20 protein-coding genes are annotated in these 24138 nt (G+C 58.3%); 13 read left to right on the forward strand and 7 right to left on the reverse strand.

What is annotated here, in order from left to right:
• Positions 1–119 precede the first annotated feature (119 nt).
• Together AC27VO_RS08070 and AC27VO_RS08075 are read right to left on the reverse strand one after the other, a co-directional pair.
• Positions 120–1454, reverse strand: coding sequence for a homoserine dehydrogenase (locus AC27VO_RS08070; protein WP_488666190.1), 1335 nt, complete (start codon positions 1452–1454; stop codon positions 120–122).
• 69 nt (positions 1455–1523) lie between these two features.
• Positions 1524–2810 carry a pyridoxal phosphate-dependent aminotransferase gene (locus AC27VO_RS08075; RefSeq protein WP_488666191.1) on the reverse strand — a complete coding sequence of 429 codons (1287 nt, stop codon included), beginning with the start codon at positions 2808–2810 and terminating at the stop codon, positions 1524–1526.
• A gap of 176 nt (positions 2811–2986) precedes the next feature.
• Between AC27VO_RS08075 and AC27VO_RS08080 the strand changes: the two genes are divergently transcribed.
• The 4 genes from AC27VO_RS08080 to AC27VO_RS08095 all read left to right on the forward strand — a co-directional run bounded on the left by AC27VO_RS08080 (position 2987) and on the right by AC27VO_RS08095 (position 6387).
• On the forward strand, positions 2987–3355 hold the full coding sequence (locus tag AC27VO_RS08080; RefSeq protein ID WP_488666192.1) for an Mth938-like domain-containing protein: 369 nt from the start codon (positions 2987–2989) through the stop codon (positions 3353–3355).
• A gap of 138 nt (positions 3356–3493) precedes the next feature.
• On the forward strand, positions 3494–3982 hold the full coding sequence (locus AC27VO_RS08085; protein ID WP_488666193.1) for a peroxiredoxin: 489 nt from the start codon (positions 3494–3496) through the stop codon (positions 3980–3982).
• A 173-nt stretch (positions 3983–4155) separates the two neighbouring features.
• A complete protein-coding gene (locus AC27VO_RS08090; protein ID WP_488666194.1) occupies positions 4156–5982 on the forward strand; it encodes a PhoH family protein in 1827 nt (608 codons plus the stop codon).
• Positions 5983–6387 (forward strand): hypothetical protein, encoded by a 405-nt coding sequence (locus tag AC27VO_RS08095; RefSeq protein WP_488666195.1) that lies wholly within the window; start codon positions 5983–5985, stop codon positions 6385–6387.
• Positions 6388–6543: 156 nt separating this feature from the next.
• On the opposite strand, the gene dnaB is transcribed toward AC27VO_RS08095, so the two are convergent.
• The 5 genes from dnaB to rpsF all read right to left on the reverse strand — a co-directional run bounded on the left by dnaB (position 6544) and on the right by rpsF (position 9657).
• A complete protein-coding gene (gene dnaB / locus AC27VO_RS08100) occupies positions 6544–7968 on the reverse strand; it encodes a replicative DNA helicase (protein ID WP_488666196.1) in 1425 nt (474 codons plus the stop codon).
• Between the two features lie 251 nt (positions 7969–8219).
• Positions 8220–8675 carry a 50S ribosomal protein L9 gene (gene rplI, locus AC27VO_RS08105; protein ID WP_488666197.1) on the reverse strand — a complete coding sequence of 152 codons (456 nt, stop codon included), beginning with the start codon at positions 8673–8675 and terminating at the stop codon, positions 8220–8222.
• Positions 8676–8687: 12 nt separating this feature from the next.
• Complete coding sequence (rpsR, locus tag AC27VO_RS08110; RefSeq protein ID WP_166069388.1) at positions 8688–8969, reverse strand: 30S ribosomal protein S18; 282 nt, start codon at positions 8967–8969, stop codon at positions 8688–8690.
• A gap of 18 nt (positions 8970–8987) precedes the next feature.
• The gene (priB, locus tag AC27VO_RS08115) at positions 8988–9278 is read right to left on the reverse strand and encodes a primosomal replication protein N (protein WP_488666198.1); all 291 of its coding nucleotides are present in this window, start codon (positions 9276–9278) and stop codon (positions 8988–8990) included.
• Between the two features lie 16 nt (positions 9279–9294).
• Positions 9295–9657 carry a 30S ribosomal protein S6 gene (gene rpsF, locus AC27VO_RS08120; RefSeq protein ID WP_312568790.1) on the reverse strand — a complete coding sequence of 121 codons (363 nt, stop codon included), beginning with the start codon at positions 9655–9657 and terminating at the stop codon, positions 9295–9297.
• A gap of 197 nt (positions 9658–9854) precedes the next feature.
• Here rpsF and grpE point away from each other — a divergent pair, with 197 nt between their 5' ends.
• The 9 genes from grpE to AC27VO_RS08165 all read left to right on the forward strand — a co-directional run bounded on the left by grpE (position 9855) and on the right by AC27VO_RS08165 (position 24129).
• The gene (gene grpE, locus AC27VO_RS08125; RefSeq protein ID WP_488666199.1) at positions 9855–10409 is read left to right on the forward strand and encodes a nucleotide exchange factor GrpE; all 555 of its coding nucleotides are present in this window, start codon (positions 9855–9857) and stop codon (positions 10407–10409) included.
• Between the two features lie 99 nt (positions 10410–10508).
• A complete protein-coding gene (dnaK, locus tag AC27VO_RS08130) occupies positions 10509–12452 on the forward strand; it encodes a molecular chaperone DnaK (protein WP_488666200.1) in 1944 nt (647 codons plus the stop codon).
• Positions 12453–12549: 97 nt separating this feature from the next.
• Positions 12550–13692 (forward strand): molecular chaperone DnaJ, encoded by a 1143-nt coding sequence (dnaJ, locus tag AC27VO_RS08135; protein WP_488666201.1) that lies wholly within the window; start codon positions 12550–12552, stop codon positions 13690–13692.
• A 336-nt stretch (positions 13693–14028) separates the two neighbouring features.
• Positions 14029–16425 carry a membrane-bound PQQ-dependent dehydrogenase, glucose/quinate/shikimate family gene (locus tag AC27VO_RS08140; RefSeq protein ID WP_488666202.1) on the forward strand — a complete coding sequence of 799 codons (2397 nt, stop codon included), beginning with the start codon at positions 14029–14031 and terminating at the stop codon, positions 16423–16425.
• A gap of 340 nt (positions 16426–16765) precedes the next feature.
• Positions 16766–19168: a membrane-bound PQQ-dependent dehydrogenase, glucose/quinate/shikimate family gene (locus AC27VO_RS08145; protein ID WP_488666203.1), complete on the forward strand. Its 2403-nt coding sequence runs from the start codon at positions 16766–16768 to the stop codon at positions 19166–19168.
• A 177-nt stretch (positions 19169–19345) separates the two neighbouring features.
• A complete protein-coding gene (locus tag AC27VO_RS08150) occupies positions 19346–20290 on the forward strand; it encodes a porin (RefSeq protein WP_488666204.1) in 945 nt (314 codons plus the stop codon).
• 35 nt (positions 20291–20325) lie between these two features.
• Complete coding sequence (locus AC27VO_RS08155; RefSeq protein WP_488666205.1) at positions 20326–20646, forward strand: hypothetical protein; 321 nt, start codon at positions 20326–20328, stop codon at positions 20644–20646.
• Positions 20647–20736: 90 nt separating this feature from the next.
• Positions 20737–22875, forward strand: coding sequence for a TonB-dependent receptor family protein (locus tag AC27VO_RS08160; protein ID WP_488666206.1), 2139 nt, complete (start codon positions 20737–20739; stop codon positions 22873–22875).
• 312 nt (positions 22876–23187) lie between these two features.
• Positions 23188–24129 carry a LysR family transcriptional regulator gene (locus AC27VO_RS08165; protein ID WP_488666207.1) on the forward strand — a complete coding sequence of 314 codons (942 nt, stop codon included), beginning with the start codon at positions 23188–23190 and terminating at the stop codon, positions 24127–24129.
• Positions 24130–24138: the final 9 nt, after the last annotated feature.

The following is a 24138-nucleotide window of genomic DNA, read 5'->3' on the forward strand; positions in this document are numbered from 1 at the left end:
TTGAAACTGGCGCAACCCCACTCAGAGACGCCGAGCAAGGGCCGCCCCGCAGCAAGGGCGTCGTCCCCCTCCCGCGCAGCGAGAGAGGGGGAAGCGGCAAAGCCGCTCAGGGGGAGCCTTTAGTTCAGCTCTTCTTTACGAATGCGCGTGATCGGCGCCAGCACGGTGGGCAGACCCTGGATTTCAGCCAGCGCCTTGTCCATATCGCCTTCGCGCGTGTCGTGCGTCAGGATGATCAGATCGGTCTGGGTCGAGCCTTCGCCACCCACTTCATCGGCTTCACGCTGCAGCACCGCATCGATGCTGATACCAGCCGTGGCCAGCAGCGTGGTGATCTTGGCCAGCACGCCAGCTTCGTCGGCCACGCGGATGCGCAGGTAGTAGCTGGTGACCACGTCGGCCATGGGCAGCACGGGCAATTCATTGCCGGCAGCCGCCAGGGTGTTGGCCTGGAAGGCCAGCGCAGGCACGCTGTAAGCGGGGTCTGCACCGTGCAGGCGGGCGATGTCCACCAGATCGGCAATCACCGCCGAGGCGGTGGGCTCAGAGCCCGCGCCCTTGCCGTAGTACAGCGTGGTGCCCACAGCGTCACCATGCACCACCACGGCGTTCATCGCGCCTTCGACATTGGCGATCAGGCGCTTGGCAGGAATCAGCGAGGGGTGCACGCGCAGCTCAATGCCCTTGTCGGTGCGCTTGGAGATACCCAGCAGCTTGATGCGGTAGCCCAGTTGCTCGGCGTACTTGATGTCGGCGCCGGCTAGTTTTGTGATGCCTTCCACGTAAGCCTTGTCGAACTGCACGGGAATACCGTAGGCAATCGCGCTCATCAGCGTGGCCTTGTGGGCAGCGTCCACACCTTCGATGTCGAAAGTCGGGTCGGCTTCGGCGTAGCCCAGGCGTTGTGCTTCTTTGAGCACCACGTCAAAGTCCAGGCCCTTGTCACGCATTTCGGACAGGATGAAGTTGGTCGTGCCGTTGATGATGCCGGCCACCCACTGGATGGAGTTGGCCGTTAGGCCTTCGCGCAGCGCCTTGATGATCGGGATACCACCGGCCACCGCCGCTTCATAGGCCACGATCACACCCTTCTCGGCCGCAGCCTTGAAGATTTCGGTGCCGTGCACGGCCAGCAGCGCCTTGTTGGCCGTGACCACATGCTTGCCAGCGGCAATGGCTTCGAGCACCAGTGCCTTGGCAATGCCGTAGCCACCAATCAGCTCCACCACCACGTCAATCTCGGGGTTGGCAATCACCTCACGGGCATCAGCCACCACCTTGGCGGAATCACCCACCACCTGCTTGGCGCGCGTCGTGTCCAAGTCGGCCACCATGGCAATCTCAATGCCACGACCCGCACGGCGGCGGATCTCTTCTTGATTGCGCTGCAGCACGTTGAAAGTGCCGCTGCCCACGGTGCCAATGCCCAAAAGGCCTACTTGGATCGGTTTCATAGTCTCTAAGTATTTACGTCAAAAGGGGCTGCAGCGCTTACGGGGTCTGCGCTTGCAGCTATCAAAAATTTAAGCTGCTACGTGCAGCTTGGCCTTGCCTTTGCCAACGGCCTTGGCGGCAGCGATCTTGTCGGTGCCATGGCGCTGGCGGTACTTGGCCAAGAAAGATGCCAGGCGGTTGATGGCTTCGCGCAAGTCGGCCTCGTGTGGCAGGAACACAATGCGGAAATGGTCAGGGTGGGGCCAGTTAAAGCCCGTGCCCTGCACCAGCATGACCTTGGTTTCTTGCAGCACTTCCAGGAAGAATTCCTGGTCGTTGGTGATGGGGTACACCTCGGGGTCCAGACGCGGGAACATATACAGCGCGCCTTGGGGCTTGACGCAGCTCACGCCAGGAATGGCGTTGATCAGCTCCCAAGCCAGATCGCGCTGCACGCGCAGGCGGCCGCCTTCGCAGACCAGGTCCTTGATGGACTGGTAGCCACCCAGGGCGGTCTGCACCGCCCACTGGCCAGGCACATTGGCACACAGGCGCATATTCGAGAGCATGTTGATGCCCTCGAGGTAATCCTTGGCCGGCTTTTTGTCGCCCGAGATCACCATCCAGCCCGCGCGGTAACCGCAAGAGCGGTACGCCTTGGACAGAGAGTTGAACGTCAGCGTCAGCACATCGGTCGACAGGCTGGCCAAAGGCACGTGCTTGACATCGTCATACAGCACCTTGTCATACACCTCGTCCGCAAAGATCACCAGGCTGTGCTCGCGAGCGATTTCAATAATGCTCACCAGCAATTCCTTGGAGTACAGCGCGCCCGTGGGGTTGTTGGGGTTGATAACCACAATGCCCTTGGTGCGGGGCGTGATCTTGGCGCGGATGTCCTGCAGATTAGGCATCCAGCCGTTGTCTTCGTCACAGGTGTAGTGCACCGGCGTACCGCCGGACAGGCTAGTGGCTGCCGTCCACAGCGGGTAGTCCGGTGCAGGCACCAGCAATTCATCGCCGTTGTCCAGCAAGGCATTGGTGGCCAGGTTGATCAGCTCCGAGGCGCCGTTGCCCAGATAGATGTCATCGAGCGTCACGCCCTTGATGCCCTGGTGCTGGGTCTCGTGCATCACCGCCTTGCGCGCGGCAAAAATGCCACGGCTGTCGGAATACCCGGCCGAGTTAGGCAGGTTGCGGATCATGTCCTGCTGGATTTCTTCGGGGGCATCAAAGCCGAACACGGCCAGATTGCCGATGTTGAGCTTGATGATCTTCTGGCCGTCTTCTTCCATCTTCTTGGCCGCGTCCATGATCGGCCCGCGGATGTCATAACAGACGTTGGCTAATTTGGCGGATTTTTGGACGGTCTTCATAGGAGGATTTTCCAGATGGCTGAAGTGGCGCCAAGGCGCATTAGCCCCTTGGTGAAACCTATAATTTGAACACAGTTCGGGCGCCATGCCTCCCCGTAAACGGCGGTGCCCATGCTCCCTGCACACCACGGGGGGCTCCCCGGTCACATCCGCGCACCGCTCAGGAAGGAAACTCCATGCAACTCCACGCCGATCGCTCCGACGTGCAAATGGTCACAGGCTACGGCCCCGGCTGGATTGCCATTGATAAAAAAGAGCACGCAGGCAGCATCCTGCTTGGCGCCAGCGGCTTTCTGCGCCCCTGGAATTGCAGCAACTTCGCCGCATTGACCGCACAACACTTTCTGGAGCTGGCCGAGCTCAATGCAGAACTCATCATCTTTGGTTCCGGCGACAAGCTGCGGTTTGTACACCCCTCCTGGCTGCAGCCACTGATGCAAAAACGCATCGGATTCGAGACCATGGATACCCATGCCGCCTGTCGCACTTACAACGTTTTGGCGGGAGAAGGCCGCAATGTGATAGCCGCACTGTTGTTGGAGTAATATCCGCCCGGGGCTCGTCAAATTTCGCGTTTCAGGGTAAAATTTGCGGTTGCGGTCGGGGGCGTACTTACTCATAAAAGCAATACTTACCCTACACCCCTCGGCATTCCAACGACTACTCCCGAGAGATAAAAGCGCATGGCGATCGTTGTCAACAAACCCCTTCCCGAATTTGAAGCCAACGCGACAGGTGGCGTGAAGGTATCCAACACCTCGCACACAGGCCAAATTCTGATCTTGTACTTCTACCCGAAGGACAACACCCCTGGTTGCACCACCGAGGCCATGCAGTTCCGCGACAAGTTCAAGGACTTCGAAAAAGCCGGTGCCGTAGTGTTTGGCGTCTCGCGCGACAACATGAACTCGCACAACGACTTCAAGGAAAAGCTGGAGCTGCCCTTCGAGTTGATTGCTGACACCGAAGAAAAAATGTGCCACATGTTCGGCGTGGTCAAAAACAAGATCATGTACGGCAAGAAGGTCAAAGGCATTGAGCGCTCCACCTTCCTGGTCGATGCCAACGGCATCCTGGCACAGGAATGGCGCGGCCTGAAGGTGCCTGGCCATGTGGACGAAGTCCTCAAGGCTGTGAAAGCACTGAAGACAGCCGCCAAGAAGGCCGCCTAAACCCCACATTCTTGGTGCTGCCATCTGGGCGTGCACCAAGACATGCATAATGGGACACATGCCTTTGCGCGTATCCACCCTGCATTGCAAACCCCATTCTTCCAAAGCCGCTCGGGCCTGTGCCCAGCGGCTTTGTGTTTTTTACAGCCCTGAAAACAAGGACTGAAACACCTATGCCACTGCCTCCCGCCCCCAATAAGCGCGCTGCACGCGTTGCCAAGGAAGCTTTCGACGTCACCGCGCGCGCAGTCAAACGCTCCGCTGCCGCCAAGTCCCCGCTGATTGCGCTGGATGAAGATCTGCCCGCAGCAGTTGCACCTGCCGTTACTGCACAAGCACCTGCGGCACCGGCAACACCTGCCGCACGCACCCGCAAAAAAACTGCGGGCAATACCGCCACTGCCAGCGCAGCCACCACGGCTGCCGCCAAAAGCCTGGCCCAGCAGCGTGCGGCGGCACAAGCTGCCAATCCCGCACCAGCACCTGCGCCCGTCACCAGCGCACGCCGCCAGACGCCGCCTGTACCGGTTGCCCCTGCCGCCAAGCCCCAACCCGCAGCAACCAGCACCCAAGCCAAGCCCGCGGCCGCTCACAAAAAGCGCACCGGCCAGTCATGCCTGTTTGTGCTGGATACCAATGTGCTGCTGCACGACCCCACCAGCCTGTTCCGCTTTGAAGAGCACGACATCTTCCTGCCCATGGTGGTGCTGGAAGAGCTGGACGGCCACAAAAAGGGCATGACCGAAGTGGCCCGCAATGGCCGCCAAGTCAGCCGCACGCTGGATGCGCTGGTCGATGCCCAGCAAGACGCCGACCTGGCCACCGGCCTGCGCCTGGATGCCAGCGGCCACAAGGGCGCTACTGGCCACCTGTTCTTCCAGACCGTGCCCCTGGACTACAAGCTGCCCTCCAGCTTGCCTCAAGGCAAGGCCGACAACCAGATTCTGGGCGTGGTGGAAGCGCTGCGCGCGGCCAAGCAAGGGCAGCAAGAAGTGATTCTGGTGTCCAAGGACATCAACATGCGCGTGAAAGCCCGCGCACTGGGTCTGCCCGCCGAGGACTACCGCAACGACAAGACGCTGGACGACGGCGACCTGCTGTACACCGGCAGCCTGGCCTTGCCCGCCGATTTCTGGAAAAAAGCCAAGAACGTCGAAAGCTGGCAAGACCGCGGCAAGACCTTCTACAGCTTCACCAGCCCGCTGTCGGGCCAGATGCTGATCAATCAGTATGTGTACTTTGACGCACCGGGCGAGCCCAGCCTGCACGCCCGCGTGGTCGAGATCCGCGACAAAACCGTGGTGATCGAAACCCTGCGCGACTACTCCAGCACCAAGCACAACGTCTGGGGCGTGTTTGCCCGCAACCGCGAGCAAAACTTTGCGCTGAACTTGCTGGTCGATCCGGAAGTGGACTTTGTCTCGCTGACCGGCACTGCCGGCACCGGCAAGACCTTGCTGGCCTTGGCCGCTGGCCTGAGCCAGGTGCTGGACGACCGCCGCTACACCGAGATCATCATGACCCGCGCCACGGTCAGCGTGGGCGAGGACATCGGTTTTCTGCCCGGCACCGAGGAAGAAAAGATGGGCCCCTGGATGGGCGCACTGGACGACAACCTCGAGTTCCTGGCCAAGGGCGACGGCGGCAACCCCGGCGAATGGGGGCGCGCTGCCACGAATGAGCTGATCCGCAGCCGCATCAAAATCAAGAGCATGAACTTCATGCGTGGCCGCACGTTCCTCAACAAGTACGTCATCATCGACGAAGCACAGAACCTGACACCCAAGCAGATGAAGACGCTGATCACGCGCGCCGGCCCTGGCACCAAGATCATCTGCATGGGCAATCTGGCGCAAATCGACACCCCCTACCTGACCGAAGGCTCCTCAGGCCTGACGTTTGCCGTGGATCGCTTCAAGGGTTGGGCCCACGGCGGCCACATCCAGCTGGCGCGCGGCGAGCGCTCGCGTCTGGCGGACTTTGCCAGCGAGGTGTTGTAAATGGCGATCAGCTGGGTCACCGCCCTGAAGATGGTGCCGTGGAGCGATGTCATCCAGGCTGCGCCGGGCGTGCTCAAGGCCGCCAAGGGTTTGATGAAAAAAGGCGAGCAAGACATGGAGGCAGCCTCACACCCTGCAGCCACAAGCTCGCACGCCCAGCCCTCACTGGCCAGCAATGCCGCAGAGCTGGCGCTGCAGCAAGTGGCGCAGCTGGAGGCGCGCATTCAACACCTGGAAGCGGCGCAACGCGCCTCCAACCAGGTGCTGGAGAAAATGGCCGAGCAGCAGGCGCAAATCGTCAAAACCGTGGGCTTGCTGCGCACCGGTGCCACGCGGCTGGCATGGGCCTGCGGTGTGCTCAGCGTGGTGGTGGTTGGCTTGCTGATTGCCGTGCTGCGCATGTAAACAAAAAATGAGCAGCCTTCGCGCGTGTTTCAATGATTTCAGATACAAATCTACCCAAAGTCTATGAATAACATTCGCTAGTTGCTCACTTTTTATACCCCATTCAAAAAAAGGCCTGGTCGCAATGACCAGGCCTTTTTTCTTGCCTGCGGGCGATCAGTAGTCGTCGCCCGAGCCCATGGCCAGATTCTCAAAGCGCGTCTGGTTCTTCTGGAAGTACAACTTCACCGTGCCCGTAGGGCCGTTACGCTGCTTACCAATAATGACCTCGGCCACGTTCGGCTCTTTCGAGTCCTTGTTGTAGTAGTCGTCGCGGTAAATGAACATGATGATGTCCGCATCCTGCTCGATAGCGCCGGATTCACGCAAGTCAGACATCATCGGGCGCTTGTCCGTGCGCTGCTCCACCGAACGGTTCAGCTGCGACAGCGCAATCACCGGGCACTGCAACTCCTTGGCCAGCATCTTCAAGCCCCGGGAGATTTCACCCAGCTCGGTCGCGCGGTTGTCACCGCCACCGCCGCTGGAGCCGCTCATCAGCTGCAAGTAGTCGACCACGATCAAGCCCAACTTGCCGCAGGTGCGCGACAAGCGGCGTGCATTGGCGCGCAGCTCGGACGGTGTCAGACCCGGGGTTTCATCGATGTGCAGCGAGATCTGGCTGAGCTTTTCCACCGCCTCCGTCAGGCGCGCCCACTCCTCGTGCTCGAGCTTGCCGGTACGCAGATTGCCCTGATTCACACGGCCGATCGAACCCACAATACGCACCGCCAGCTGGGCGGCGCCCATTTCCATCGAGAAGATGGCCACAGGCAGCTCTTCGTTCAGCGCCACGTGCTCGGCAATATTCACCGCAAACGAGGTTTTGCCCATCGAGGGACGCGCCGCCAGCACCACCAGGTCACCGGCCTGCAGGCCGGAGGTCATGCGGTCCAGATCGGAAAAGCCCGTGGGAATGCCGGTCACATCGACCGGGTTGTCCGCCATCTCTTGCACGCGATCGAGCAGGTCACCCACCAGGGTCTCCATGCTCTGAAAGCCCTGCTTCATGCGCGATCCCTCTTCGCCGATGGCAAAGATTTTCTGCTCCGCCTCATCCAGGATGCGCTCGACCGGCTTGCCTTGGGGGTTCAGCGCGTTGGTGGCGATCTCGTCGCTCACCGTCAGCAGCTTGCGCAAGATGCCCTTCTCGCGCACGATTTCCGCATAGCGGCGGATATTCGTGGCACTGGGCACATACTGGGCCAGCTGGTTCAGATAGAGGATGCCCCCCACCTCTTCCGCCTTGCCCATGCCCTGCAGGTGCTCAAACACCGTGATCACGTCAGCTGGTTTACTGTCGTTGATCAGCTTGCCAATGGCGGCAAAGATCAGCTTGTGCTCATGGCGGTAAAAGTCATTGTCGGTCAACAAATCGCCCACGCGATCCCAGGCGTTGTTGTCCATCAGCAAGCCACCCAGCACGCTGGATTCTGACTCCATGGAGTACTGCGGCAGGCGCAGCTTGGCCACCTGCTGGTCTTCATCCGTCACAGGCGCACCAAACACATCATCTTCCAACGGAGGCATTACGGAGGACATCTATCAACCTACAAAAAGACAAGCCCATGATCGTAGCGCTACCGCTGCCCGCCGTCATCTACCGATGCACGCAGCCGCAGCCCCACAAGGGCATGACAGCAGCCACTTCACGCCAGCTACTGCTTCTAGAAAAAGAGCTATAAGCGCAGACTCCATAAGGGCTAGAGTCTGTTTTTATGCATAAAACACAAAAGCCGCCCAAAGGCGGCTTTTGTGATGTCGGAAAGACTTCCGAGTCCGTGGGGAAAAGCTTAAGCAGCTTCGCCGGCCACTTCCACGCTCACTTCCACAACCACATCGGTGTGCAGTGCCACTTCCACGGTGGAAGCAGAAACGGTCTTGATAGGACCGTTAGGCATGCGCACTTGCGCCTTGTTCACGGAAGCAAAGCCTTGAGCCTTCAAGGCGTCGGCGATGTCATAGTTGGTCACGGAGCCGAACAGACGGCCATCCACGCCAGCCTTTTGCGACAGCTTCACGGTGAGACCGTTCAGCTTTTCGCCTTCAGCTTGAGCAGCAGCCAGCTTCTCAGCAGCAGCCTTTTCCAGTTCAGCGCGCTTGGCTTCGAACTCGGCCTTGGCAGAAGCCGTGGCGCGACGAGCTTGACCCGAAGGGATCAGGAAGTTACGTGCGTAGCCGTCTTTCACCTTGACGATATCGCCCAGGTTACCCAGGTTCACAACCTTTTCGAGCAGGATAATTTGCATGGTTCTTGCTCCTTAGATCTTGTGCTGGTCGGTGTAAGGCAGCATTGCCAGGAAACGAGCACGCTTGATAGCAGTGTTCAGTTGACGCTGGTAAATGGCGCGTGTGCCGGTCAGGCGAGCGGGGATGATCTTGCCGTTTTCGGCGATGAAGTCACGCAGGGTGTCGACATCCTTGTAATCGATCTCTTCAACACCGGCCACTGTGAAGCGGCAGAAGCGCTTGCGCTTGAACAGCAGCGACTGGGTGTTGCGCTTTGGGCGCTTGTCTTTGTTGAATTTCTTGAACGTGGCCATTACTGGACCTCTTGAAAATTAATTTTGTTGAACATCCTGGATGTGCAGCACCACGGTTTTGCTGTTGCGCGGTGTGGCAAGGAATCCTTGAAACTTCCAAGAACTTCCCGGCGCCTGACGGGCTAGACGCTCCGCCAACGCACCAAAAGCCACCGCTTTCACAGCCGCCGAGACCTTGCGTGGGCTACCTGCTTCCGTCTGGGAGGATTCGTGCATCAGGCGCAAATCCAAGGCAGGCAATCCAGCGGGCGTGTAGCGCAGAGCTTGCAGCTCCTCGATACAGGCGGTCAGGACAACGTGGTTTTCCACTCCAAGCGAAGCCTAATTAGGCTTCAGCAGCTTGGTTGGCCTTACGAGCTTCTTCGCGCTCGACAGTCTTCATCATGGAAGAAGCAGCTGTATCAGCCTTCTTCTTCTGAACTGTCAGGTGACGCAGCACAGCATCGTTGAACTTGAACGCGTGTTCCAGTTCAGCCATCACAGCCTGGTCAGCTTCGATGTTCAGGCAGATGTAGTGAGCCTTAGCGAGCTTGTTGATCATGTAAGCCAGCTGACGACGGCCCCAATCTTCTTCACGGTGCACTGCACCACCGCCGGCGGTGATCATGCCCTTGTAGCGCTCCAGCATGGCTGGAACTTGCTCGCTTTGATCCGGGTGGATCAACAAAATGATTTCGTAATGACGCATGAAAACTCCCTTTTGGGTTAAGCCCCCCGCTGCGCCTGTAGCGGTGGAGCAAGGCAAAACGCAAGATTATAGACACTCCCTCTGGGCTTGTACACTCTCGGGCTTTCAATACCCTTTGGCGGCACTGCCCTTGAAAGGACAGCAGCCGCCCCCATGTGAACGAGCAAGGTTCATTCTTTTTAAGAGACGCACTCCACATGTCCGAACAAACAAATACGACCCACGCAGCCCCTGTCGACGCATCCCCCGAAGAAGTCGAAGCTGCGATGGCCGCCAATGTGGCCGACGAAATCTCTCGCCTGCAAGCGGAGCTGGCTGAACTCAAGGCCAAGAACGCCGAAATGGCCGACCAGTACCTGCGCGCCAAGGCCGATTCAGAAAACATGCGCCGCCGCGCTGAAGAAGAAGTGAGCAAGGCACGCAAGTTCGGTATCGAAAGCTTTGCCGAAAGCCTCCTGCCCGTGTGCGACAGCCTCGACGCCGCCTTGGCCATCCAGAACGCCACCGCCGACCAGCTGCGCGAAGGCTCGGACGCCACTTTGCGCCAGCTGCAGCACGCACTGGAGCGCAACAAAGTGGTGGTGATTGCACCTGAAGCTGGCAGCAAATTTGACCCGCACCAGCACCAGGCCATCTCCATGGTGCCCGCCGACCAGGAAGCCAACACCGTGGTCAGCGTGCTGCAAAAGGGCTATCTGATTGCAGATCGCGTGCTGCGCCCCGCGCTCATCACCGTTGCAGCCCCCAAGTAAGCCAAGCGCAAAAAATCTTGAACTTATGGCTTGAAAACCGGGTGTTGACCCTTAGTTACAAGCCAATCAAACCAACATCTCAGTATTCGGAGCATTCAAATGGGCAAAATCATCGGTATTGACTTGGGCACGACCAACAGCTGCGTGGCCATCATGGAAGGCAACACCACCCGCGTGATCGAAAACAGCGAAGGTGCACGCACCACGCCTTCGATCATTGCGTACCAGGAAGACGGCGAAATCCTGGTGGGTGCTTCCGCCAAGCGCCAGGCCGTTACCAACCCCAAGAACACCATTTACGCTGCCAAGCGCCTGATCGGTCGCAAGTTCGACGAGAAGGAAGTGCAAAAAGACATCGACCTGATGCCTTTCACCATCGCCAAGGCGGACAACGGTGACGCATGGGTCGAAGTGCGCGGCCAGAAGTTGGCCCCCCCACAGATCTCCGCAGAAGTGCTGCGCAAGATGAAGAAGACCGCCGAGGACTTCTTGGGCGAAGCCGTGACCGAAGCCGTGATCACCGTGCCTGCGTACTTCAATGACGCACAACGCCAAGCGACCAAGGATGCCGGCCGTATCGCGGGCCTGGAAGTCAAGCGCATCATCAACGAGCCTACCGCTGCTGCACTGGCCTTTGGCCTGGACAAAGTGGGCAAGGGCGACCGCAAGATTGCCGTGTATGACCTGGGTGGCGGCACGTTTGACGTGTCCATCATCGAAATCGCCGACGTGGACGGCGAAAAGCAATTCGAAGTGCTGTCGACCAACGGCGACACCTTCCTGGGCGGTGAAGACTTCGATCAACGCATCATTGACTACATCATTGCGGAGTTCAAGAAAGAACAAGGCGTGGACCTGTCCAAGGACGTGCTGGCCCTGCAACGCCTGAAGGAAGCTGCCGAAAAGGCCAAGATCGAGCTGTCCAACTCTGCACAGACCGACATCAACCTGCCCTACATCACCGCTGACGCTACAGGCCCCAAGCACCTGAACCTGAAGCTGACACGCGCCAAGTTGGAAAGCTTGGTTGAAGACCTGATCGAGCGCACCATTGCACCTTGCCGCACGGCCATCAAGGACGCTGGCATCGCCGTGTCTGACATCCAAGACGTGATCTTGGTGGGCGGTATGAGCCGCATGCCCAAGGTGCAGGAAAAGGTCAAGGAATTCTTCGGCAAGGACCCCCGCAAGGACGTGAACCCTGACGAAGCTGTGGCCGTGGGCGCAGCCGTGCAAGGCCAGGTGCTGGCAGGCGACCGCTCCGACGTGCTGCTGCTGGACGTGACCCCCCTGTCCCTGGGTATCGAAACCCTGGGCGGCGTCATGACCAAGATGATCACCAAGAACACTACGATCCCCACGAAGTTCGCACAGACCTTCTCCACCGCAGACGACAATCAGCCTGCCGTGACCATCAAGGTGTTCCAGGGTGAGCGTGAAATGGCTTCGGGCAACAAGGCTCTGGGCGAATTCAACCTGGAAGGCATTCCATCGGCCCCCCGTGGCGTGCCACAGATTGAGGTGACTTTTGACATCGATGCCAACGGTATCCTGAACGTGTCTGCCAAGGACAAGGGCACCGGCAAGGAAAACAAGATCACCATCAAGGCGAACTCGGGCCTGTCGGAAGACGAAATCCAGCAGATGGTCAAGGATGCGGAACTGAACGCCGCCGACGACAAGAAGAAGCTGGAACTGGTCCAAGCCAAGAACCAAGGCGAAGCCGCTGTGCACAGCGTCAAGAAGAGCCTGGGCGAGCATGGCGACAAGCTGGAAGCTGCCGAGAAGGACGCCATCGAAGCTGCAGTCAAGGAATTGGAAGAAGCCCTGAAGGCCGAAGACAAGGACGCGATTGAAGCCAAGACCACCGCGCTGATGACTGCCAGCCAGAAGCTGGGCGAGAAGGTGTATGCCGAATCGCAAGCTGCTGCAGCAGCAGGTGGTGCAGGTGCCGAAGCAGCTGCCGATGCAGCGCAAGCCAAGCCCGCAGGCGCCAGCGATGACGACATCGTCGACGCCGAAGTCAAGGAAGTGAAGAAGTAATTTGGACGCAGCGGCATTCGTGACCGCTTGCCGCCGCGCCGCCACCCTCCAAGGTGACTTGCGCGGCGTTCCTGTTTTTTACCGGCTGTAAATATCAATGTCCAAACGCGACTTTTACGAAATCCTCGGCGTCGCCAAGACGGCCTCGGATGAAGAGCTCAAAAAGGCCTACCGCAAGCTGGCCATGAAATACCACCCTGACCGCAATCAGGGCGACAAGGCCAAGGAAGCTGAAGAGCAATTCAAGGAGGTCAAAGAGGCCTACGAGATGCTCTCGGACAGCCAGAAGCGCGCGGCCTATGACCAATATGGCCACGCAGGCGTGGACCCAAACCGCGGCATGGGCGGTGGCGAGGGCTTTGGCGGCGGTGGTTTTGCCGAAGCCTTTGGCGACATTTTTGGCGACATGTTCGGCGGTGGCCGCGCAGGTGGTGGTGCACGTGGTGGCCGTCAGGTCTACCGCGGCAACGACCTGAGTTATTCCATGGAAATCACCCTGGAAGAAGCGGCCAAGGGCAAAGATGCGCAGATCCGCATTCCCAGCTGGGACAGCTGCGACACCTGCCACGGCAGTGGCGCCAAGCCAGGTACTAGCCCCAAGACCTGTACCACCTGCGGTGGCAATGGCTCGGTGCAGATGCGCCAGGGGTTCTTCAGCGTCCAGCAGACCTGCCCACACTGCCGCGGCACCGGAAAAATCATTCCCGAACCCTGCACCAGCTGCAATGGCCAAGGCAAGATCAAGCGCCAAAAGACGCTGGAGGTGAAGATTCCTGCAGGCATCGACGACGGTATGCGCATTCGCTCCACAGGCAATGGCGAGCCGGGCATGAATGGTGGCCCTCCAGGCGACCTGTACATCGAAATTCGCATCAAGGAACACGACATCTTTGAACGCGAAGGCGATGACCTGCACTGCCAGGTACCCGTGAGCTTCATCACCGCCGCTCTGGGCGGTGAAATCGAAGTGCCAACGCTGCAAGGCAAAGCCGCCATCGACATCCCTGAAGGCACGCAAGCGGGCAAGCAATTCCGTCTGCGCGGCAAGGGTATCAAGGGCGTGCGTTCCAGCTACCCCGGCGACCTGTACTGCCACATCGTGGTTGAAACACCCGTCAAGTTGACCGAGTACCAGCGCAAACTGCTGCGTGAACTGGAAGAGTCTTTGAAAAAAGGTGGCGGCAAGCACTCACCCAGCGGCGAAAGCTGGACGGATAAGCTCAAGCGTTTCTTCAGCTAAGCCACACTTTTGCGCTCACAAAGCCCTGCATTGCAGGGCTTTTTTTATTCCATTTCGTCACGATTATTTCCGCCATACCGCCATAAATTCAAAGGTTTCAAATAAATTAAAGTAAAGTAATTTCAAATATTACTGAAATTAAAAATAATCAAGCCATTTCAATTCATTAACGCATCAAAGGCGAAATGAACTGACACACATATAGGCCAACAAGCAATAAAAGACCAAGTCGATCAAGTCTTATAAAAGACATTCTGACGCGTTTATTTATCACCTCAGATAATCGCAACCACTAGTTGATTTTTTTAAATTTCTATGAATGCAAATAAAGACACTGTGCGCAGTCCATTGTGGCCGCGTATTTTTGGTGTGGTGCTGGCCCTGGTTGGCGCTGCACTGCTGATTGGTGGTTTGCGCCTGGTTTCGCTGGGTGGCTCCTGGTATTACCTGTTGGCTGGTGCTGCCACTTTGGTGGCTGGCGTGCTGCTGGTGCGTGCCAAGGCTGAAGGTGCACTGCTGTACTTGCTGGTGGTCATTGGCACCGCCATCTGGGCGCTGGCCGAAGTCGGCACCGCCTTCTGGGGCTTGGTCCCTCGCCTGGCGCCTGTACTCGTGCTCGGCCTGATTGCGGCACTGGCCATGCGATCCCTGCGCCCCACATCCAAGCGCATTGCTCTGCCCGCTGTGGCCGTGCAAGCCATCGTCTTGGTTGCAGGTGCTGCCTCGGTCGCTACGCCGCACAACACCATTGAAAACACGGCCAAAAAGGGCGTGGACATCATCAACCAAGTTCCCGCTGTCACTGACGCCAAGAGCGAAGCCAATAGCTGGAAGTACTACGGCGGTAATGCAGCCAACCAGCGTTTTGCAGCGTTTGACCAGATCAACACGTCGAACGTCAATCAGCTGGAAGTGGCCTGGACATACCATACCGGCGCCCAAACCGGCGGTGGCAATGAAGACCAGAACACGCCCATGCAGGTAGGTGATTCGGTTTACCTGTGCACGCCTCAAAACAAGGTCATCGCACTGAACGCCGAGACCGGTGAAGAAAAGTGGGTGTTTGATCCCAAGACCCGCGAAAACAAGTGGTGGAGCCGCTGCCGTGGCGTGGCTTACTACGAAGTGCCTGAATTCAAGCAAGCCAAGGCGGCCAATCCTTCTGCTGAAGCTGCACAGTGCCAAGCCCGCATCGTCACTACCGACAAAGATGCCCGCATGTGGTCGCTGGATGCCAAGACCGGTGAAGTCTGCCAAAGCTTTGGCGATACCGGCAAAGGCTATACCGACCTGAGCGTGGGCATGGGCCAGTACGCTGACTTCTACTACATGCCCACTTCGCAGCCTCTGGTGGCAGGTGACCGTGTGATCGTTGGCGGCTGGGTCTGGGACGGCAAGAAGACCGAACAGCCTTCCGGCGTCGTACGCGCCTACAAGTTGACCGACGGTTCGCTGGACTGGGCCTGGGACTTGGGTAATGCTGCCATTACCAAGCTGCCTGCTGAAGGCGAAACCTACACCAAGGGCACGCCCAATTTCTGGTCCAACGGCTCGTATGACGCTGAGCTGGATCTGATCTACCTGCCTTTGGGCAACGCGACGCCTGACTTCTGGGGTGCACACCGTACACCCAAGATGAACGAATACGCCACCACTGTCGTCGCCATCAAGGGCGCCACAGGCAAGGAAGCTTGGAAGTTCCAGACCCTGCACATAGATACCTGGGACTATGACAACGGCACCCCTCCCACATTGATGGACTTGCCAGATGGCAAGGGTGGCGTAAACAAGGCACTGGTTGCTGCCACCAAAACCCACCAGCTGTTCCTGCTGGACCGCACCAATGGCCAGCCTTTGGCTGAAGTGCAAGAGCGCCCTGCGCCTCAAGCCATCATGGCCGGTGATGCCCCTGCATCCGCCACGCAGCCATGGTCTGTAGGCATGCCGCAAGTCGCCCCCATGGACATGACCGAGAAGGACATGTGGGGCGCCACCATGTTCGATCAGCTGTACTGCCGTATCAAGTTCAAGCAACTGGCTTATGACGGCCCCTTCACCAAGCTGACCGAGAAGATGACACTCATCTACCCCGGATACTACGGCGGCTTCAACTGGGGTGGACACGCGTTTGACCCACGTACAAACATGTACTTCGTCAACGACATGCGCATGCCTCAAATCGGCTTCCTGGAGCCACAAGCTACTGCAGCAGACAAGCTGGCCAAGCTGAAGGCTGAAGATGGCGGCCACAACTCTGGTTGGGCCACCCACCTGCAAGAAGGCACGCCTTACCAGTCCATCCGTGGTGCGTTCAACTCCTTCCTGGGCCTGCCTTGCCACCAACCTTCTTGGGGCAATATGACCGCGATCGACATGAACACCAAGACCATTGCCTGGCAAGTGCCCCTGGGCACCGTGGCTGGCTCCAAGATGGCTGGCGTGACCGTGGATGTACCCATGCCTATCGGCATGCCTTCCTTGGCTGGCCCCATTGCAACGGCCGGCGACCTGACCTTCTTTGCAGGCAATATGGACCGCTACATCCGCGCCTTCAACAACAAGACAGGCGAAGAAGTGTGGAAACACCGTATGCCCGTGGGCGCACAAGCTGCCCCCATGTCGTACCTGTCGCCTGAATCGGGCCGCCAGTTTGTGGTGGTGTCCGCCGGTGGCGCACGCATGACCACCGAAAAAGGCGACTACGTGATCGCCTACGCACTGCCCAAAAAGTAAGCCCCGCGATGCGCCAGGATGACCTGGCTGCGACTTACCACCCAACCCTGCTTCGGCAGGGTTTTTTTATGGCAACGCACGTCATGGCATGCAGTCCACACCCCTAGAAAAAAAACAGGCAATTAGGGGAATTAAGGAATTAATTAATTTACAGACATTACTGAAATAAAGATAAATATTTAAAATCAATAACTTAAGAAAAAATTAAACCACAAAATCCTTTAAACAATCCAACCCTTATGAAAATATCGGCGCGTCTAACTCTTATAAAAGAGTTAGACACCAAACACTAGGGTTTACACCTATAATCCGCAGCACTTTCAACGTCATCGTCTCGGATATGTCGACCTCTTCAACCAACACCGCGCCCACTCCGATGTGGACGCGTATTTATGGCGTGATCTTGGCCCTTGTCGGCCTGGCACTGCTGATTGGCGGTATCCGCCTTGCTTCCCTGGGTGGTTCTTGGTACTACCTGCTGGCCGGTGCGGCCACCTTGGTTTCCGGCGTACTGCTGGTTCGCGCCAAGTTCACTGGCGCGCTGCTGTACTTGGTAGTGGTCATTGCCACTGTGCTGTGGGCACTGGCTGAAGCCGGCACCAACTTCTGGGCCTTGGTCCCACGCCTGGCACCCGTGCTGGTGCTGGGCTTCGTCTCTGCCTTGGCTTTGCGCAGCCTGCGCCCTGACGCCAAGCGAATTGCAGTGCCTGTTGCTGCCGTGCAAGCCGTCGTCTTGGCCGCGGGTGCCGCTTCGATCTTCACACCCCAGAACACCGTGGAAAACACGGCCAAGCTGGGCACCAAGATCGTCAACGACCAGCCCGTGGTGACCGATGCGAAGAGCAGCGATAACCGCTGGACACAGTTTGGCCGCAACGATGGTGGTGACCGCTTTGGTCCTTTTGACCAGATCACCCCCTCTAACGTGGACAAGCTGGAAGTGGCGTGGACTTACCGTACGGGCGCCGAAGTTGGTGGCCCCAACGAGGACCAAGTGACGCCCATCCACATCGGCGACAGCATCTACCTGTGCACACCCCAAAACAAGGTGATTGCACTGGATGCAGAAACCGGCAAGGAAAAATGGACCTTTGACTCCAAGGGCAAGCTCAGCCCCCACTGGAATCGATGCCGCGGCGTGGGCTACTACGAAGTGCCCGAAGCACAAAAGTCTGCCGATGGTAAGTGCGATGCCCGCATCGTCACCACCGACAAAGTGGCACGCTTGTGGTCCGTGGATGCCAAAACCGGCGAAGTCTGTGAAGGCTTTGGCGATACCGGCAAGGGCTACACCGATCTAAGTCGTGGTCTGGGTGAAAACCTGCCAGATTTTTGGTACATGAACAACTCGCAGCCTCTGGTGGCTGGCGACTACATCGTGCTGGGCGGCTGGGTGTTTGACGGTTTGCAAACCGACGAACCCTCGGGCGTGATCCGTGGCTACCACGCCAAGACCGGCGAGCTGGCCTGGGCATGGGACTTGGGTAACCCCGACATCACCATGCTGCCTAAGGCAGGTGAAACTTACTCCAAGGGCACCCCCAACTGGTGGACCCATGGTGCTTACGACGCCAAGCTGGGCTTGGTCTACATCCCCCTGGGCAACGCCACACCTGACTTCTGGGGTGCACACCGCACACCTGAAATGAACAAGTACGCCACATCCGTGGTGGCCTTGGACGTCAAGACCGGCAAAGAAGCCTGGCACTTCCAAGCTGTCCACATGGACACTTGGGACTACGACAACGGCGCTCCTCCCCTGTTCGTGGACATGCCTGACGGCAAGGGCGGCGTGACACCTTCGGTGATCTTGGCCACCAAAACCCACCAACTGTTTGTGCTGGACCGCGCCACAGGCAAGCCTGTCGTCCCCGTTGAAGAACGTGCTGTACCTAACTTGCATGTGCAAGAAGGCGACGCACCTGCCGCTCCCACACAGCCTTGGTCCACCATGCCCCAGCTGGGCACCATGGACATGAAGGAATCGGACATGTGGGGTGTGACCATGTTTGACCAGATGCTGTGCCGCATCCACTTCAAGCAGTTGAACTACGCAGGTCCCTACACCAAGCTGGAATCGCAAAAGATGACCCTGGTGTATCCCGGGTACTACGGCGGCTTCAACTGGGGCGGTATGACGTACGACCCCCGTACCAACATGCTGATCACCAACGACATCCACATGCCCCAAATCGTGTGGTTGGAGCCCGGTGAGACCGCCAAAGAACGTCTGGCCGAGTTCAAGAAAAAAGACGGCCCCAAGGTGGGTTGGAAGAACGCCCAGCAAGACGGCGTGCCTTACGCAGCGTTGCGCTCTTCGTTCCTGTCGGTTCTGGGTCTACCTTGCCACCAGCCTTCATGGGGCAACATGGTTGCTATCGACCTGAACACGCAGCAAGTGGCATGGCGCACGCCCACCGCCACAGTGGAAGACAGCGAAATGTTCGGCGTACGTACTGGCCTGCCAGTGCCTCTGGGCCTGCCTGCACTGGGTGCCCCCATCTCCACCGCTGGTGGCCTGGTGTTCCACGCCGGTACACAGGACTACTACCTGCGCGCTTACGAGTCGGCTACCGGCAAGGAAGTGTGGAAGGAACGTCTGCCCGTCGGTGCACAAGCTGCGCCTATGACCTACCTGTCGCCTGAATCGGGTCGCCAGTTTGTGGTGATCTCGGCTGGCGGTGCACGCCAGACCAAGCACAAGGGCGATTACGTGATCGCCTACGCGTTGCCTAAGAAATAAGGCCCGCCAAAAGCAATAAAGGGTGGCTTTCTGCCACCCTTTTTTACTGCCCGCTGGCCATGCAATTCATCGCTGTGAATGTGCTTGGCACATACATGCCGCTGGCATCCGGTGCAGCACATGCACCTTCAGGCGCAATGAATTGCCGCCAGCTCATCCCATCAAAAAACATTTGAAATGAAAAAAATCCTGCTTCCCCTCGCCATCGCAGGCGTGGCCTCTTTGGCATCCATCGCTCAAGCCCAGTCCAACGTGAGCCTTTACGGCATGGTCGATTTGGGTGTGGGCCGCGCTATAGGCTCCGACAGCTATGGTGTTATGCAAGGTCTGGCCAGCCGCGTCGGGTTTAAAGGCCAGGAAGATCTGGGCTCTGGTTGGAAAGCCTCTTTTCACCTGCAGCACCGCTTCAACGCAGATACTGGCGCAGCGTCCAATCCTGCCAAGTTTTGGCACGCGGATTCGTGGGTGGGATTAGAAGGCCCTTACGGCCAAGTGCGACTCGGCCGCATGTTCACACCTTCGTATGAGTACGTCATGCTGCCCGCCGACCCCTTCCTGCACTCGTGGGTGGGTAGCAATATCGTGACGCAAACGGGCAAGGTCAGCCCCTACCGCTTTGACAATGGCATTAACTACAACGTCAAAACAGGTGGCTTGCGCTTTGGCGTGACCTACGCATCCGCAGAAGGCGAAGCTGGCAAGGACAATGCTTACAGCACCGCTGTGAGCTACACCACCGGCAAGTTGTACTTGGCCGCAGGACATGAAAACCAGAGCGGAACCCATGATGTGTGGAACACGGTTTCCGCACGCTGGGGTGACGACACGCTGAAAGTCTTTGCGTTCTTCGGCACGGGCAAGAACAGCAGCAACCACAGCTTGCGCTCCTATTCGATCGGTGCTTCCGGCAAGGTAGGCCATGGCACGCTGATGGCTGCTTATGCCCGCATGGACAACCGAGACTTCAACACCAAGGAACAAGACAAGTTCTCCGTCGGTTACCACTACCCCCTGTCCAAGCGCACCAAGGTCTACACCAACCTTGCCTACGACCGCGCTCCAGCCTCGCACAAGTACAACAACAAAACCGGATTTGACCTCGGTATCGCACACTCGTTCTGATGCGAATGTGCTGCTTGCGAAAACTGGTTCTGTCAATGAACACCACCTCTGGCAACCCGTTGGTGGTGATCTCCGCAGACGGTGCCCGCCAAACCAAGCACAAGGGTGACCATGTGATCGCCCCCCGCTTTACCTCAAAAGTAAAGCAATTGCATCAAGGTGGCTTCGGCCACCTTTTTTCATGGGCCCTGCACCCCGCACGGAATCGTCCTATTCTTGGCTGGCTGAATATCTCAACACCGTATTGGCGGCGCAATGCATTGGATTATTTTCCCAATCAAATATTGTTTATCGCCATTTTCTTCAGGGTCAAATCCAATGCATTGGGAAATCACCTGAATTTCAACAAACAATAATGCATTATTTGACATGGGTGCTTGCCAAAAAACCTATGATTTAACGCTTCGACAGGCAACCGTCGCCGCTTTGATGCATTCCAACACCTTATGACTGTTTTCACTCCTTCCGCCCAAAGCCAGGCCATCGCCATCTTGCTCAGCACGCTGGCATTGGCTGCGCACGCACAAACCGCCCCGACACTCGACACGATTGAAGTACGTTCGGCCCCCGGCAGCGCCAGCTTGCAAACCCTGCCCACTTCGGCCACCGTGCTCGACGGCGAGCAAGTGCGTGACCGCCAGATGCAGGTCAACCTGTCTGAAAGCCTGGGCGGGGTGCCCGGCTTGCAAATCAAGAACCGCCAGAACTACGCCCAAGACTTGCAGCTGTCCGTGCGCGGCTACGGTGCCCGTTCCACCTTTGGCGTGCGCGGCGTACGCATTTATGTCGACGGCATTCCAGCCACCATGCCCGACGGCCAAGGCTCACTCTCGCACATTGACATTAGCAGCCTGGAACGCGTGGAAGTGCTGCGCGGCCCCTACTCTGCGCTGTACGGCAACTCTGCTGGCGGCGTGGTCAGCATGTTTACCGAAACCCCAGAAGGCAAGCCTTTTGTCGAAGGCGGCGTGAGCTTTGGCAGCGATGGCCAAAAACGCTTTGCGGCCAAGGCCGGTGGCCAGACCGCGCAAGGCTTGAGCTACCTGGTCAGCGCCAGCCGATTTATGACCGATGGCTACCGCGACCACAGCGCCGCAGATCGCAGCACCGCCAACGCTAAGCTCAGTACCGCGATTGGCGATGATGCGCGATTGACCATCACGGCCAACACTATGAAGTCGAGCGCCCAAGACCCACAAGGCTTGACTTGGGAACAATACCGAAGCAACCCACGACAGTCTTCTGGCGTGGCCGAGGATTTCAACACCCGCAAGTCACTGGAACAAACCCAAGTCGGTGCAACGTATGAGCGCCACCTCAATGCCCAGCACAGCATGGCATTAACGGCATACGCGGGTCACCGCTCGATGGAACAGTACCAATCCATCCCCCTCACTAATCCAACTACTGGCTTCGCCATCCAAGAAGGTGCCAAGCACGCGGGTGGTGTGATTGACATGTCACGCGATTACGCTGGCCTGGATGCGCGCTGGACAGGCAAGTTTGACGATGCCATCGTCCCCGTCACCGTGACCGCAGGCGTGGCTTTGGACTATGTCCAAGAAGACCGCCAAGGGTATAAAAATTACACTGGCACAGCCACCGCACCCACAGCCATTGGCGTAAAGGGTGACCTCAAGCGTGATGAGAAAAATACCATCACCAATACCGACCCCTATGTGCAAGCTTCGTGGAAGCTTGCTCCAACCTGGACACTGGACACCGGCCTGCGCTACAGCCGTGTGAAATTCAAGGTGGAGGACAGCTTCATCACGCCTGCCAACCCCGATGATTCCGGCACGACCAGCCACAACAAATTCTTGCCGGTCGTGGCGCTCTCGCATGCACTCACCGCCAATGACACCATCTATGGCAGCGTGGGGCGTGGCTTTGAGACGCCAACCTTGGCCGAGATGTCATACAGCGCCAACAGCAGCGGCATGAACACCAGCTTGCAGCCTAGCGTGAGCACCCAGTTTGAACTGGGCTACCGCCAGCGTCTGACGGGTGATGTGAAAGGCATGTGGAGCGCTGCGGTGTTCCACTCCACCACCAAGGATGAAATCGTGACCGATGCCAGCGGTGGTGGCCGCACAACTTACAAGAACGCGGGCAAAACGCGCCGCGTCGGTGCTGAGCTGCAGGCGGATATCAAGCTGTCGCGCCAGTGGGATGTGCAAGCGGCTTACACCTATTTGGATGCGCAATTCCGCGAGGGCGACAACGCAGGCAATATGCTGCCCGGCCTGTCCAAGCACAGCGCGTTTGTGGGCGTGAATTTCCGTCCCACACCGGAATGGCGCCTGGGCCTGTCGGCACAACATGCCAGCCAGGTGTTTGTGAATGAGGCCAACCAAGTCAAGTCCGGTAGCGCTTCGGCGCCCTCGTTCACCGTTGCTGCTGCCAGCGTGGGTTACACCAAGCAATTGGGCGCATGGACGCTGAACGCCTTTGCCCGTGTGGACAACCTGCTTGACCGCCAGTACGTCGGCTCGGTGATTGTTGGCGATGGCAATGACCGCTTCTTCGAATCGGCCCCCGGCCGCAACTGGAGCACCGGCATCAACCTGCGCCACGACTTCTAAAGCTTGGCGCACCTGGCAAGCGCTGCCCACGCAGCGTTGGCCTGTGCTTGCAGCGGCACCCGCTCCCATAAAAGGAGCTGGTGCCGCTTTTGTTTGTGCACCTTCCTTGTAAAAGGTATTGAAAGTGCTCGAAACACCAGCGCTACCCGCTCACTTTTTCTTTCAGCGATGCCAACCCATCGTTAACCGCGATGGCTTTATTGGTGCTTGCATACCCCAAGACTTCGCATTGCGCGATGACAACAGTTGTTTTGTGGTGAGAAAATGCTTTCAACCTCTCAAAACGAGAGGACTGAAAAAGTGTTCCCCGCCATGAAGAATTCCGAGCGCAGTTTTGCACGCCGTATCGACCTGACCTCTTTGCAGTTGTTTGTCGCTGTGTGTGAGCTTGGCAGCATTGGTCGCGCTGCCGAACGTGAGTACATCGCCGCCTCTGCCGTGAGCAAGCGCCTGTCCGATCTGGAAGCCGCCGTGGACACGGCCCTGCTGTACCGCCACAGTCGTGGCGTCACGCTCACCCCCGCCGGTGAAAGCCTGCTGCACCATGCACGCAACGTGCTGTACGGGCTGGAGCGCATGCAGGGCGAGCTCTCGGAATACGCCGACGGCGTGCGTGGCCATGTGCGTGTGCACGCCACCATCTCAGCCATCGTGCAGTTTCTGCCGGAAGACCTGGGCGCCTTCAGCAAGGAACACCCACAGATCAAGATTGACCTGCAAGAGCACCTGTCGGCCGATGTGCTGCAGGCCGTGCAAGAAGGCACTGCCGACATTGGCATCTGCAACATGGGCCAGGCCAATACCAACGGCCTGCAAACCCGCCCCTACCGCACCGACAACCTGGTGCTGGTGGTGCCGCAAGACCACACCCTGGCGCAGCGTGAATCCATCACGTTTGAAGAAGTGCTGGAGTGGGACATTGTCGGCCTGCACGGTGGCAGCTCCATCAGCTTGGCCATGCGCGGCGCCGCAGCCCGCTCGGGCCACCCCCTACATCAACGCATTCAGGTCACAAGCCTGGATGCTATGTGCCGCATGATCGACAACGGTTTGGGCGTTGGCCTGATTCCCGATCGTGCGTTTGAGCTCATGCACGGCGTGGGCAACCTGAAAAGCGTGCCTTTGACCGACAGCTGGGCACAGCGCACGCTGAGCCTGGTGGCGCGCGATTTTGATGCGCTTCCGGTGACATCGCGTTTGCTGGTGGAGCACCTCGGCAAAGGCTGGGTGCCTGCCCCCAAGGCCGTTGCCTAAAATTTCGAG

It is taken from the genome of Comamonas sp. 14P8.1.4 (assembly GCF_057799285.1).